Here is a 14,723-nt window from a genome sequence, read left to right as displayed (position 1 = left end):
TGCTTGCTAGTCTATTGCCCTGTTTAGCTGTTACCCTGCTTGGTAGGGCGGACTGGCTATTTTTTGATTTATCAATGTAAGTAAACGCTACTCTTAATAATCATTCTCAAATTTACTTAAATTGGCAAACCACTTTTTCGGTGCGTATTATACACGATTTTTGGGCGGATTTGTGGGGGTTGGTAGAGCCATTACAAATCCCAATCGCCACAAAGCCATCTATGTTGTTTCTTAAACCATATTCGCTATCAGTTCTTGCAATTTTTGTTTATGGATAATTTGTAACTCACTATCTTTTTCAACCAAATCAATGTATAGATTTAAAAATAGCTTAGGGTCAGAAATCAAACGCAAATAATATTTCAAACTTGGATATAAGCCATTGACAATCAATTGGCAACCGTATTCTTGTCTAGTTTCATCAATCAACTTATTGACTTCATCTAATTCACTCGGGTTGATAGGCAATCCCGACAGAATATAATAACGACTTATGCCAAATTTGTTGATTTTATCATAAGCAATTCTTACCATATGGCTATCAGGAGCTTTATTCAGTTTAATTTCCAGCGCTTCAAAAACTTTCCCATTTTTAAAAACTTCAATATCACCACCACTTTTTGAAGTTATATCAGATGCGGTATGAGAACCCAATTTTCCTAATTCACAATTTTGAAAACGGCTTAATTCTTGGATTAAAATTTGGTAAATAGCATAAAATGCAAGCACAGGTAATTTTGACCCACCGTGTGTTTGGTAATTAAATTCAAAATGTTGTCTTAATAATTCAATGATTTGAAAAATTTGAATTTCTTGATTGTCAATTTTTTGAATGGCAATCTCATTGGCTTGTTTAAATAAAATACCGCCATTTAATAGCATTCTTAAAACATCATAGGCTTGATTTTGACCTTGCTGAATATAGGCTACAATATGTAAAAATTCCGATTTTAAGTCTCGTATTTCACCCTGATAATTCATATCATAAGGATATGGTTGCTCTAAACTTCTTGTTAGCCAGCCACTTTCCGCCATTGCAGGCAAACCAATCTCTTTTAAAGTTGGTGTAACATAATTAAAATCAAAACTTCTGCCAAAAAATCCGTTTGGTAATTCTATTTTGTACTGTCTAATATCTTGGGTAGGATAAAGATATTTATATAATGCCAAAGTAATTAAAACCGTATAAACCCCTTTATTTTTTGTAATTCTTTTTAAAATAAATTGTAACTGCTCATTGATATTTTTATCAATATTAATATCAGAAATATCATCAGATTTTTGATAAATATCCAATAAAGTTTGTCTTGGGTTGATATTAGTCATTAAAATATTGCTCCAAAATTTGCTCGTAAATCGCTTCAATCATTGGCACAGCAACTGAATTGCCAATTTGATTGTAACAGGCTGATAGTTGAGCATTTTTTTGAAAATTTTTATTAAACCCTTGTAATTTATAACATTCATCAATGGTCAATTTTCTAACACCAATACCGTCATAAATAAAAAACCGCTCCGAAGTTTCTTGTGAAGGTAATGTAGGGTGTGTGCCGTCAGTATGATAAATACGATTGGACTGTTTATGCACCCTTGATAAATGTTCGGTATTGGGGCGAGTGCCATTGATACGAATGGATTTATTGCGATAACCACAAAAAATCAAACCTGACTTTTGGGCTTTCCATAATGATTTATCCAATAAAGTATATTCACTTGGGTCAAGATACTCAAAATCATCATTATCTAAAAAGTCTTTAATAATTTGATTTTTTTGGTTTTAATTTTTGAAAAATCAAAATACCACGAGTGTCATCAAATCCTTTTTGTTTTCCTGAAATGGAAAAAGGCTGACACGGAAATCCTGCACATAACACATCGTGATTGGGAATTGAACTTGGATTAACCTTGGTAATATCACCTGCAAAATGATTTTGAGTAAATAAATTGAGGGAAATTTGATGAAAATTCGCTTGATAAGTTTCTCGGCATTTATTATCCCATTCGCTTGCAAACACACAATTTGCCCCTTGATTGTGCAAGGCTTGATGAAAACCCCCAATCCCTGCAAATAAATCAATAAATTGAATAGGTTTGCTATTTTGATTAGGCGCAGCAATTCCATTATCCATTGGCAATTCAAAAGACAAGGGTAATTGCATTATTGGTGTATTCACAGCAATTCTCATATATTACCTAGATTGCTCTTTCTTCTCTATCTTCCTTCTCAGGGGCATCACTATGAAGCGAAAAGCCACCCCCCTGCTCATCAGGACGGCGTTTTGCCTTTAACTTAATTTGTAGGCGAAGTTCATTGGCAGAGTTGGCATTATGAATCACCTCATTATACGATATCACCCCCTCGTCATACAAATCAAACAAGGCTTGGTCAAAGGTCTGCATACCCGCTTCACGGCTTTTTGTCATAATCGCTTTTAACTCGTGCATTTCACCCTTTAAAATCAAATCTGCCACAAGGCGAGTGGTTAAGCATAATCTCCACCGCCGCTCGCCGACCTTTGCCATCTTCGGTACGAATGAGTTGCTGGCTAATAATCGCTTTCATATTGCTAGAAAAATCTATCAAAAGCTGTCCACGGCGTTCTTCCGGGAAGAAGTTGATGACACGGTCAAGCGTTTGGTTGGCGTTGTTGGCATGGAGCGTACCAGGGCACAAATGCCCGTCTCAGCAAAGGCAATGGCACACTCCATCGTCTCGGTATCTCGAATCTCACCAATTAAAATCACTTCAAGGGCTTGCCTTTTCAAGTTCAAATTCATCACGCTAATAATCGTTCATGATACTGCATACAGACAATTTGGTTTTGTCGGCACTTAGCACCTGCTTGCCAAGCGGTTTCATCAAGCCTTGGGTTTGACGCTGGGCAAAAATTCTGCCGTGATAAATAAATCCGATACCCCAATCTCAACGACTTTGGTGAGCATATTGTACATGATGGTTTTGGCTTCGGTTAATTTGGTTTCGGTAAAATTGGGTTTGGTTTGTTCAGTCATTCTATAGCCTAATATAACATCTTATTTCATTAAATATAAAAATATTTCATAAAATAAATGACTGACATCAAATTTAATTAAGAATATAATTAAATCAAACTAAACGGTTGCTTGTATTTGTTTAGTTTGCAGTAGCGTATCATTCGCATATTGTACATCAAAAACCCACAATAGACAAGGAAGTTGCCATGATCGCAGCAGTTCGTAACTAATAAGATGGCTACACGCCAATCTGAAATAAAAGGCGTTAGCTGGGTAATAATTGAGGCTAATGTCTTTTCTTATTTTCTTTAATTATTCAATCAGGTAGGGATACAGATATGTTATATCAAACAGCTCATTATGCAAGTATTGGAACATACCAAGACTTTGGTATTATTGGTATTGGATCCAAGCAAATTCTAATCAAGGATAGATTGTTATGGGAGAATATTGCACTAATTTTACATGAGTGGTTATCTCCAAGCACCAAAGAGGATATGGAAAAATTAATAGTTTCTAAAATAGGTTTCCATATTCAAAAAACCAAAGAAGCTTTTGAAATTATCTACAAAAATCACTTAATTATGATACATGGTGCGTTTAATCCAGATGAGAGATACAGTAGAAACTTCTTATATTTTAGCCATGAAGGTGCAAACCCGATATTGGTTCAAGAAAAATTAAAGAAATCATCTGTAACGGTCATTGGGTGTGGCGGCATTGGAAATCATATCGCATCAGTTTTGGCAGTTGCAGGTATGGGTCATATTCATTTGGTTGATAGTGATATTATAGAGATTAGCAATCTAACAAGACAAGTGCTTTTTAGTGAAAGTGACATCGGTCAAGCAAAGATTGATATATTAAGCAGAGAGCTAATCAAAAGAAACTCAGAAATTAAAATTACAACACAGCATCTTAACATTAAATCAGAGAATGACATCCTAGAGCTAGACAGTTCAGATTTATACATACTATCAGCAGATACGCCAAACAACCTGATTAATTGGGTTAATCTTGCTTGTGTTAAAAAGAAACAAGCCTATATTAATGCAGGTTATATTAACGATATTTCTACATTTGGTCCATTTTATATCCCAAAAATAACCTCCTGTTTCAATTGCACTCAATATATGCCAGACAATACAGAGAGAGATCCTTTCCATCAAATTATTACTGACATTGAAAGAAATTTTAGACCAGCCACTTACGCTCCTGTTAGCAACATTGCAGCCATGTATGCGGTTGGAGATATACTACGCTATTTGGGTGGATTTGGAGAAATTTTATCAAAAAATAAGAGAATAGGCATACATTTTGACAGCTTAAGAACTGAAGAGCAGGTTTTTTATCCACGTAAGGACTGCTTGTGTCAGAAATAGTCACCATGCCAAAAATATTACGCACTATCATTTTTTATGGCGTGGCTTTTGGTAGTTTTCGCATGCTTGTTGGAGGCGTCTCTGTTTTATATCTTTTAGGTAAAGGTATAAATTTAACAGATTTAGGTCTGCTAAAATCATTTCAATTTGGTCTCATGATGATTGTTGACCTACCTCTTTCCTATATTACTGACAGGTACAGTCGCAAACTATCCACAATATTGGGAGTTTTTTTTGGTGCGTTATGGTTATTAACGACAGCATTCGCTTCTAATATTTGGCAGTTTTATATAGCCGAAGCATTAAATGCAATTTCCCTATCATTATTTAATGGTGCTTATGTGTCATACTTAATTGATACAAAAAATAAACTAGCTCCAAATTTAGACAATAAAACTTTATTATCGTACGATAATAAATACAATAGTTTAGGTATGGCATTATGTGCCTTTGTTGGTGCTAGTTTCTTAAACCCAACATCAAACATAATATGGATTATTGCGTCGACCTTATTGTTTTTAATTAGCATAGGTTCGCTCATTCAACTCCCTAATGATGTCTACAATACTAGGGGTAAAAAAAATACATCAAAAAATACATCAAATATCAAGAAAGATATTAGAGAGTTATTAGAAATAATAAACCACAAAAAAGAAATTTTTTATGGACTATTAGTAACATCCATATTACTTATATACTTTCAAACTATTTTACAGCTATGGCAACCAATTATAAAAAATTTCAGCCCAAGTGATTTAGGATGGATTTATGGAGTGTTTTTTTCTATTGTCTCCCTAGCTCAACTATTTTCTAGCTATGCTGTTAACAGTAAGATAAAAAACAAACATACATATATTCTTATTTGTATGTTTGGCTCTCTAATATTAATGTTATTGGCAATATTATTATTCAATCAATCCATAAAAGGAACTACACTGATACTAATTTCTCTGTTTACAATGTTTTTTGGTGTTAAATTTCTCATAATAGAAACATCAGCAAGATTTCATGATGTTATACCAGATAACCATCGATCATTTCTTGATAATATGGGATTTTTTATCAGTCGCATCATGTTGCTAATCATATTTCCAATAATTACATTTTTAACAGATAAAATTGGTTTCATCTCCCTTTCCATAATACTTTTTTTATTAATATCTCTTTACTTGCCAACAAATTATTACTTTAAAAAACAATAATGGCAAAGATTGGATTTTTAATGATCGCAATCAAAAATCCAATCTGTCATCTGCATCTACCTATCACAATCTGCCATTACAATATCAATACTAGCGAGATAAATAATGGCATCTGATACCAAAGAGCCGTTAATCACAGACGGCATTTGTTGCAAATGAGCAAAAGTGGGCGTGCGAATGCGTGTACGGTAGCTCATCGTTGAGTTGTCCGACACCACATAATAGCTATTTAGCCCTTTGACCCCTTCAACCATACACGCCGACTCGCCTGCTGGCATCACAGGACCCCACGATACCGAGATAAAATGATTAATAAGTGTTTCAATGTCTTTTAAAGTTTTGTCTTTGGGTGGTGGCACAGCCAGTGGGTGGTCGGCTTTGTAGGCACCTGATGGCATATTGTCAAGGCATTGCTTGATAATTCTTAAACTTTGGCGAATTTCTTCAATTTTGACCAAGCAGCGGTCATAGGCATCGCCGTTATAAAAGACAGGCACATCAAATTCAAAATTTTCATAGCCCAAATACGGACGAGCTTTACGCAAATCAAACTCCACGCCAGTCGCCCGCAATCCCGCCCCTGTTACGCCCCACGCCAAAGCGTGCTTGGCATCGTACTGGGCAACGGCTTGGGTACGCCCTTTTAGCACGGTGTTGGTCATTGTCGCCTTATAATATTCGTCAATGCGTTTTGGCATCCACTCCAAAAACTCACGCACAAGCCTATCCCAGCCATTTGGCAAATCCATTGCCGTCCCACCAATCCGAAACCACGCAGGGTGCATCCGATAGCCCGTTACCGCCTCAATGATGTCGTACGCCTTTTGACGGTCGGCAAACATATAAAACACAGGGGTCATACCGCCCGCATCTTGGATAAATGTTCCCCAATACAATAAATTATTGGTAATCCTAAATAATTCACTCATCATAATGCGAATGGTGTTGGCTCGGTCAGGTACCGTGATACCAGCAAGTTTTTCCACCGCCATAATGTACGGAAGTTCATTCATCACCCCACCCAAATAGTCAATGCGGTCGGTGTAGGGAATGAACGAATGCCAAGTCTGACGCTCCGCCATTTTCTCTGCCCCACGATGATGATAGCCAATATCAGGGATACAGTCCACAATCTCTTCGCCATCAAGCTGTAACACCAGACGAAAAGCTCCGTGTGCGGACGGGTGGTTTGGACCGATATTTAGGAACATAAAGTCTTCGTCTCGCCCTGAGCGTTTCATTCCCCATTCTTCGGGGACGAATCGTAGGTTTTCTTGTTCAAACTGCTGTTTGGCGGTATTTAGAAAGTAGGGCGTAAACTCGGTCGCTCTTGCGTGGTATTCCTTACGCAAAGGATGTCCTTCCCAGTATTTGGGCAATAAAATGCGTGTCAGGTGCGGATGTCCGTCAAACACCACGCCAAACATATCCCACACCTCTCGCTCATACCAGTTGGCATTGGGGTAGATTTGTGTGGCACTTGGGGTAGACTCACCCTCTTTTAAGGCAACCTTGATACGAATGTCTGAGTTGCGTTCTAGACTCATCAGATGATAAAACACGGTAAAATCAGACGCAGGCTGTCCATGTCGATGCGTGCGTAAGCGCTCATCAATGGCGGATAAATCCACGAGCATCACAAAGGGCTTGGGTAATTTACGCAGATACAGTAAGACATCAAGCACTTGTCCCCTATCCACCCACACAGTCGGAATGCCATCTTGTGCTTCTTGGATGGTTAAATCATCAAACTTCGCTTGAAGTTCGTTTAAAATCTCAAAATCGTGAATGTGATTGACACTCATAATGATCCTTGTGAGGTTGTGGATGCTTGCGCGGAGCTTGCAATCGCCAAAAATCTTAACAAAGTGGTAAATTTTACCGCAAATGTCTATTTTTTAAAAGATGATTGGGTAGGAGAATGACAACATAACTCAATAAATACTCTCATTAAACATTGTTCTCAACTTATTTTCATCAACATCAGATGTCTTACCAACCAAACACACCAAAACAGGACAAGTAAGCAAATCTACCGTTATGGGCATTATGCCATTAGCGATGATCTTAACCTGATAGAAACTAGGCAAGCTTTGAATTTTTGATAAAAATAACCGCTCATCCAGTTTGCCGTTCTTTTGACTATTGATTAAAAACACTACTTTGGCTTTATTGAACATTTCTGAATAAAATATCTGATCTTCTACTTTTTTATAAAACCGTGTTAAATCTTGATTTAAATAATTTGCAACACTCAATTCAAGTAAATTTGGCCGATAACATTTTTCAAAAATGATGGGTGCGACCCCTCCATGCAACCTTGCACCAATTTCAATCATGATAGGATTGATGTAGCCATCAGTACTTGATTGTGCCAGCAACTCCATATGTACTGGTCCAAATCTAACATCCAGTGCTTTAACGCATTGTGTTGCGTACTGAATGATGGCTTCGTATTTTTTGTCTGCAATATCCAACATTTGCATATTTTCATAAACAAACCGACTGCCATTATAACAACTTTTCTTATAAATGCACAAACTACAAATAAAAATGTCATCATCTTGCACAACCATATCCACAACGAATTCATCACCACGCTCAAATGATTGCACAATGTAACTGTCATTCTTTATTCCCAATGCATTAATCGCTGTGTAGTCAATGCCTTTAATGTGTTCATACAGTGCTGTTTTATTTGCAAAAAACATGACGCCATCACTGCCTGCTGAATTAACAGGCTTAAGAATGTAACCATTTTCACTGTCAAACACATGTCCGTCATTAGTCGTGATGAGTTGACTTCTGATATGCTTCAATCCATGCTCTTTTAACGAATTTTGCATGACAAATTTGTCTCGGCGTTTTAGACTGCTTGTTATAGAATTTCCCGCCACCCCAAAATAATCTGCCAGCTGCTCACCAATGATAACACCAGTCTCCGAACCAATAACAACTGCCAAAACCTCATCTTTATGCAGCTCTTCTTGACACTCTTGTACCGAATACATTGTCTTATTGACAAAATAAGTATTGTCAAAACTAAAATAACTTGCGTTCATCTTAGAGTTGGCAAGAACGGCATAGCACTGATGACCTAACTCATGAAATTTTTGTGCGTACAATGCGCCAGTAGAAAATGGGTCTACAATAACAACCTTGCCTTTGACCATAAAAATGACACTCCTAATTGGTGGGCGTTTTGTTCATAAAAAGCATGCCCACATAAAACACAGTAATAATCACTGCCATTAATGGTAAAAATATTTGAGCAGTATTCACATTTTGCACACTGGCTAATATGTACCCAAATACCAAGCTGGCAATTGCTTGAAAAATGGTATAAAAAACAGCACTACTTTGACCAATAAAATTAGCTTGCTCTATATCTTTTGCCAATAAAGATAATTTTTCCCTTATTAATATCCTAATACTATTGATAAAAAATCCAATAAAAAAACATATTGCTAGTGATAATATTTTCATACTTGACATAACAAATATTAAATCGGCAAAAATTAAGCACATTGCCATTACCAAGCAATTTTTTGTATTGCTTTTTAGAAAAACTGCACAAAAAGCACCTATACCAGCAAAAGCACTGGATAAACCAAAATCTTGGGCAGTCCACTGTTTGATTTCTTGAAATATAATCGGTGTGGTCAGATTAAAGCTGATGATATGAACACCAACAAACCCCAACATGACGCATAATAAATAAATGTGCTTTTTATCCAAAAAAACAGCTCGATTGACAATTTTTTTGTTATTATCAACTGCTTGATTATTAATTTGGGAAAATTCTCCATTTTTTGCCCAAATCATAAAAATAATGGCAAAAGCAATGTCTACCAAGACGATGCTTGCCATGGAATAAAAAAATGACAAATGATTTAATAACATTCCTCCTATCATCGCCCCACCAAAAGCACCAATTTGTATGACAGTTTGCATATATCTTGATGCTTTATTAGCAGAAACACTGCCATTCATGACAAGATAGTTATTATAAGTCTCATAATTACTTAATATGCTCACTCCAAGCATTCCAGATACTATTGCAAGACCGATAAAGCTATAAACAGATGGGTTGAGTGCCGACAGAATAAAAACAATAAGATAAAATAAAATGCGTGATAGCATGAGGTGATGAGGAGGTAAAGACAGCAAATTAATTTTGGAAAGTTTCTTTAATACAAATGGAATGATTGTACTAACAAATAGCATTAAGCCAAGCATGAAAGGGTTTTTGGTTGTTTGATAAGACAGCCAAATGACCATAATCAGTAGTGCCATGTCACTAAAATAAAAGACAACCAAAGCACCATAGAATTTCTTTAAGTCCACTATCCTGACTCCTTATGTAATCTTACGGTACTTTTCAAAAGAAAGTAGGCATTGCATAGGCTCTTCATCATTGGTGATGGGCAACAATATATTAAACCCATTCCAGCTCTCCAAGCTGATAATGACCAAGTAAAGGACTTCTGGAAATTAAATCGTAATGATCTATATTTTTTCTTATCCGTTCTCTAATAGCATAACCTGCTTCATCATCTCCTGCAAAAACATCAAAACGCTCTCTTGGATTAATAACCAAAACCAAAGTATCACACAAACTTCTACTTAACCTTGCTGACATTGCTAATTCTAGGTAATTTTTTAAACCCTGTGCAAAACACTCTAAATCATATTGAGCCTTATCTCGCACATAAGCTATCGGTAAAAATTTTACCATACCTTGTGCAAATGCCTTACGAGCAAATAGACGCGGAAATAATGCTTTTTGTTTTGCATCATTGCAATCAAATCTTCCTAAAATTTGCCTTCCCATATCGCCCAGCCAACCTTGCATCTTGGCAATTTCAGATTGAGAATACATCATCTTATTCATGGGTAAATACTCCTTTCTACCACACGATTAATTTTAAAATAAAATCATAACACAACTCTTAACAATAAAAAAATTATCATGAAAGTAAAAATATCATGACATGATCATTGCCCACACTTAAGCCAGCAGATAAAACTCACTCTACGCCATCAGGACTTCTTAAATTTTTTACAAGAATGCGTTCGGCGTTTTTTCTATCCCTTTCAGGCATCATGACAGGCTGATATACACCTTGGTCAAGATGAATGCCCAAAGGACGGCGCTCTTTTTGGATAGAGTCTTGCAAAAGCATGATCGCTTGAATCAAGGCTTCTGGACGGGGTGGACAGCCAGGGATATACACATCTACAGGGATAATCTTATCCACGCCCTGCACCACCGAATAAATGTCGTACATACCACCAGAGTTGGCACACGCTCCCATTGAAATGACCCATTTAGGTTCTAGCATTTGCTCATACAGTCGCAGGATAACGGGTGCCATTTTAACAAAACAAGTCCCTGCCACAATCATCACATCGGCTTGGCGAGGCGATGCTCGAATGACCTCTGCCCCAAAGCGAGATAAATCATGTACGCCCGTCAAAGTCGTGGCGTATTCCACATAGCAACAGCTTGTGCCGAAGTTAAACGGCCATAATGAATTCTTACGCCCCCAGTTGGCAGCAGCGTGGACGAGATTGGACAAATTACCCATAAAGATCGAGTTTTCGATTTCTTTTTCATCAACAATGTCACGGTTGATTTTGGGATAAATTTCTTTATCTAGATTGGGGCGAGTAAAGGTATATTTCATAGTAGTGTTTCGCAAGTTAAGTATTAAATAAACTAAGATGACGAGTTGGTTAATCTTTATTTGGCGAATTCTTTATCTTTTTGATACTAAAAATAAAACAAATAACCACTGAAGTGATAAAGGCAGGAATTTGGAATGCCATTGCTATGATAAAAAAACAACAGCTCACATCAGAAAAAAAGAATTGAATTGATAATTGCCAAATTTCATTACTGATCAATTCCATCAATCAAACTTCTGCGTCATAACTCGTCCTGTGTCATTGATGTGGTCAATATTTTCCATATCTTGTTTGTCTTTTTCAAGTATGGTCTGCAAATCCTTACGCCCTGCAAAAATTTTGCCAGACGATTGAGCGGGCACCTTACCGGTAGGATCGGTATGTAAGTCATCGATTGTGGTAAAAGCAGTAATGCTTGCCAAATCAAAATCAGCTGGTCGAGACAAAATGCGTGGTTTTTTACCTCGCTTATCAGCAGGCGCCCAATTCATGGCACCCAGTCTCATCTCATACACCAAGCCTACGAATAAAATGCCAATAAAGGCGGTGGCGGTGGCAAAACCCACCCAGCCCACTTCACGCACACTCACCGAATAGGCATACAAATACAAAGCTTCCAAATCAAAAATCACAAAGAAAATCGCCACCAAGTAGAACTTGGCAGACAAACGAATGCGGGCAGTACCAGCAGATACCACCCCAGCTTCAAAGCTTTCTTGTTTTTGAGAACCGCTTGAAAAACCACCCAACAAGCGTGGTACGACAAGCATAAAGATTACTAGCCCCAGTGCAGCTAGCAAGTAGATAATGGCTGACCATTCGGCTGGCATGAATCACCCCTGCGTGATTTTTTTGAATGATGAATTCAAGGATGGTCAAGACCTTCTGACACACCCAGATTTTTGGAGGCATTATATCACAATTTGGCACAATACCTATGAAAGATCTCAATTATTTTATCATTTTTTTATCAATCAACACAGAATGTCAATAAAAAACCCCAGGCATTGACACGCTCGGAGTTTTGACCAAAGAATATGATTGAATGAATCCTGCAAGGCATTTTAATATCAAATAAGATGAACCAACTTATTGATTGATGATTTCAACACCCTTAGGTACGGTAAAATTAAACTGACCACCATCAATCCGCTTATTGACGCTAATCTTGCTAAATCGGATGATGGTCTGCTGACCTGCCATGTCCATGACAATGATTTGAACTGGCTTACCTCCATTAAAGCTGATGTAAAGCTCATTAAATCCTGCATTACCAGATTTTGGCGTGAGTTTAAAATAATTTTTATTGATGTTTGGTTGATTGACATGAAAACTGCTGGCGATTTTTTTAGGGTCGCCTGAAAGTAAAATCGCTGGTGAATCACCTACTTGATTGGCAGTAGACTGTTTGAGCACTTGATTTAAATCAGGGTCATACACCCACATGGTCGACCCATTGGCAACAATCAACTGATGGGCTGGCGATTTGGTTTCCCAGCGAAATTGATTTTGACGCTGCACCGCCATCGTACCACTGTAATTGGTTGTTTTTTTACCTGCATTGGTGGTTTGAGTGAAATGAGCAGTCATTGAGTTGGTGGCAGACAGCAGTTTATTAAGATTACTGACTGCCATTTGTTGGCTGGCTGGTTCGGCAATGGCAACCGCTGGTAGTGCCACCGCACCCACACCCATTCCCAAAACAGCGGTCAAACACGCTTTTAAAGTCAAAGCATTAATGATGTTCGATTTTGACATGATTATCTCCTTTATGGCAATAAGATCAAATGATGGGCGAATTGACAAAACACAACCAACATTAAAGCCCAAATGATGTACTGATGCGTGATTTTGCCATTTTTTAGTGTTGCAATCTACTAGAAAATTGCAACCAACTCCAAGCAATTGTTGCAAATCATCTCACAGTTTAAATAACTTTCATCACCCTTAACAAAACTGTTAACAATGACCAGCCGCCATCACACTCAAATACACCTGCCATCTCAAAAAAAAACGGATGAATCAACCGAGTACTTTTTGTATCTGTTTGGCAATATCACAAGCTAAGCTTTGGCACAGTTGCTCATCTTGACATTCAACCATCACACGAATCACAGGTTCTGTGCCAGATTGACGAATCAACAGGCGACCTTGACCGATCAGTTGCTGCTTGGCAGTGTCAAATACTTTGACCAGTTCATCATTATCATAAGGGTCGGACATTTGGGCTAAGCGAACATTGATGAGTGTTTGCGGAAAAGGCACATATTCTTGAGTAAGCTGACTTAGGGTGGTGTTTTGTTCTATCATACACATCAACACCTGCAACCCTGCGACAATGGCGTCGCCAGTGCGTGATTTGTCAAGATAAAGAATGTGCCCAGAAGGCTCACCACCGATGGATAGTTCATGCGTTTCTAATTCTTGCATGACATAGCGATCACCCACCTTAGCACGGTGGAAATCAATACCACGCTCACGCATGGCAAGCTCTAGTGCCACATTACTCATCAGCGTACCCACAATCCCATTGGGTTTGTGATGATTTGCCAAAACATACAAAATCGCATCGCCATCAACCAGATTGCCTTGCTCATCTACCATGATGATGCGATCCCCATCGCCATCTAAGGCAATGCCCAAATCAGCCTCATGCTCTAATACAGCTTGTTGTAGCGATTGGGGATGGGTAGAGCCACATTGGTCATTGATATTGACGCCATTTGGGTCATGATGAATGGCAATGACATGAGCTCCCAGTTCTCGCAGCACCCTAGGTGCAACGCTATATCCCGCACCGTTAGCACAATCTATGACGATTTTTAAGGCATTTAGGTTTAGGTGATAAGGAAAGCTTCCTTTGCAATATTCAATGTAGCGACCTTTCGCATCGTCCACACGATAGCTTTTACCAATACTGTCAGCCTTAATGCCCGTCAAACGAGACAGACGCATGTCCATCTCCCCTACCAGATCATTCAGCTCTTCGTTAATCATTTCTTGGAGCTCGTCAGAGATTTTTTTTCCTTCATGAGAAAAGAGCTTCACGCCATTATCATGATAAGGATTGTGCGATGCTGATATCACCGCCCCCATGTCAGCATGGAAACTTTTAACCAAGTGGGCAATTGCAGGCGTGGGTAACGGACCAAGCAGGTATACATCAACACCTGCTGCGTTAAAGCCCGCTTGCAGTGCTGCTTCAATGACATAGCCTGACAGACGAGTATCTTTACCAATGACGACACTAGGGCGTTTTTTTGGGTTGTTTGCTTGACGCACCAGCACTCTGCCCGCCCCAAAACCCAGACGCAACAAAAAATCAGGCGTGATTGGAAATACGCCAAATTCACCACGAATGCCATCAGTACCAAAATAACTCATCACCTTACTCCAAAAAAGTCATTAAATCATCAATGCTGACATCAAGTCATTTTTTAATCATGTCGCCCTG

At 38.1% G+C, this 14,723-nt stretch carries 14 protein-coding genes and 1 pseudogene; 2 read left to right on the top strand and 13 right to left on the bottom strand.

Annotation, left to right across the window (positions count from 1 at the left end):
• Window positions 1-231: 231 nt before the first annotated feature.
• From M2R47_RS02735 to M2R47_RS09685, 5 genes and pseudogenes are all read right to left on the bottom strand, one after another.
• Window positions 232-1,326, bottom strand: a complete 1,095-nt coding sequence (locus tag M2R47_RS02735; RefSeq protein ID WP_249098571.1) for a restriction endonuclease, SacI family — start codon at window positions 1,324-1,326, stop codon at window positions 232-234.
• Window positions 1,319-1,699, bottom strand: a complete 381-nt coding sequence (locus M2R47_RS02730; RefSeq protein WP_249098567.1) for a DNA cytosine methyltransferase — start codon at window positions 1,697-1,699, stop codon at window positions 1,319-1,321. Before M2R47_RS02730 ends, M2R47_RS02735 begins: the two co-directional genes overlap by 8 nt.
• A 55-nt stretch (window positions 1,700-1,754) precedes the next feature.
• On the bottom strand, window positions 1,755-2,174 hold the full coding sequence (locus M2R47_RS02725; RefSeq protein WP_249098563.1) for a DNA cytosine methyltransferase: 420 nt from the start codon (window positions 2,172-2,174) through the stop codon (window positions 1,755-1,757).
• 19 nt (window positions 2,175-2,193) lie between these two features.
• Window positions 2,194-2,769: pseudogene (locus M2R47_RS02720) on the bottom strand (ATPase, T2SS/T4P/T4SS family); the annotation flags it as partial.
• A 90-nt stretch (window positions 2,770-2,859) separates the two neighbouring features.
• Window positions 2,860-3,012, bottom strand: coding sequence for a hypothetical protein (locus M2R47_RS09685; RefSeq protein ID WP_249098560.1), 153 nt, complete (start codon window positions 3,010-3,012; stop codon window positions 2,860-2,862).
• A gap of 320 nt (window positions 3,013-3,332) precedes the next feature.
• Between M2R47_RS09685 and M2R47_RS02710 the strand changes: the two genes are divergently transcribed.
• Window positions 3,333-4,376, top strand: coding sequence for a HesA/MoeB/ThiF family protein (locus M2R47_RS02710; protein ID WP_249098557.1), 1,044 nt, complete (start codon window positions 3,333-3,335; stop codon window positions 4,374-4,376).
• Window positions 4,377-4,381: 5 nt separating this feature from the next.
• A complete protein-coding gene (locus M2R47_RS02705) occupies window positions 4,382-5,578 on the top strand; it encodes an MFS transporter (RefSeq protein WP_283162895.1) in 1,197 nt (398 codons plus the stop codon).
• 56 nt (window positions 5,579-5,634) lie between these two features.
• Here the strand turns inward: M2R47_RS02705 and nuoC are convergent, their stop codons facing one another.
• From nuoC to glmM, 8 genes are all read right to left on the bottom strand, one after another.
• A complete protein-coding gene (gene nuoC, locus M2R47_RS02700; protein ID WP_249098551.1) occupies window positions 5,635-7,383 on the bottom strand; it encodes an NADH-quinone oxidoreductase subunit C/D in 1,749 nt (582 codons plus the stop codon).
• A gap of 129 nt (window positions 7,384-7,512) precedes the next feature.
• Window positions 7,513-8,751, bottom strand: coding sequence for an ATP-grasp domain-containing protein (locus M2R47_RS02695; protein ID WP_249098547.1), 1,239 nt, complete (start codon window positions 8,749-8,751; stop codon window positions 7,513-7,515).
• 13 nt (window positions 8,752-8,764) lie between these two features.
• Entirely contained in the window at window positions 8,765-9,859 is a 1,095-nt protein-coding gene (locus M2R47_RS02690; protein ID WP_249098544.1) for an MFS transporter, read from the bottom strand.
• A gap of 157 nt (window positions 9,860-10,016) precedes the next feature.
• Window positions 10,017-10,472 (bottom strand): YqcI/YcgG family protein, encoded by a 456-nt coding sequence (locus M2R47_RS02685; RefSeq protein ID WP_249098540.1) that lies wholly within the window; start codon window positions 10,470-10,472, stop codon window positions 10,017-10,019.
• Between the two features lie 136 nt (window positions 10,473-10,608).
• Window positions 10,609-11,268 carry an NADH-quinone oxidoreductase subunit B gene (locus tag M2R47_RS02680; protein ID WP_249098537.1) on the bottom strand — a complete coding sequence of 220 codons (660 nt, stop codon included), beginning with the start codon at window positions 11,266-11,268 and terminating at the stop codon, window positions 10,609-10,611.
• Window positions 11,269-11,493: 225 nt separating this feature from the next.
• Window positions 11,494-12,099: an NADH-quinone oxidoreductase subunit A gene (ndhC, locus tag M2R47_RS02675; protein ID WP_249098534.1), complete on the bottom strand. Its 606-nt coding sequence runs from the start codon at window positions 12,097-12,099 to the stop codon at window positions 11,494-11,496.
• A 259-nt stretch (window positions 12,100-12,358) separates the two neighbouring features.
• Window positions 12,359-13,027: an outer membrane lipoprotein periplasmic chaperone LolA gene (gene lolA, locus M2R47_RS02670; RefSeq protein ID WP_249098531.1), complete on the bottom strand. Its 669-nt coding sequence runs from the start codon at window positions 13,025-13,027 to the stop codon at window positions 12,359-12,361.
• Between the two features lie 264 nt (window positions 13,028-13,291).
• The gene (gene glmM / locus M2R47_RS02665) at window positions 13,292-14,653 is read right to left on the bottom strand and encodes a phosphoglucosamine mutase (RefSeq protein ID WP_249098528.1); all 1,362 of its coding nucleotides are present in this window, start codon (window positions 14,651-14,653) and stop codon (window positions 13,292-13,294) included.
• Between the last annotated feature and the right edge of the window lie 70 nt (window positions 14,654-14,723).

The sequence above is a fragment of the Moraxella oculi genome, from assembly GCF_023336735.1.
Taxonomy (GTDB): Bacteria; Pseudomonadota; Gammaproteobacteria; order Pseudomonadales; family Moraxellaceae; genus Moraxella; species Moraxella oculi.
This window is presented reverse-complemented; position numbering and strand designations above follow the sequence as displayed.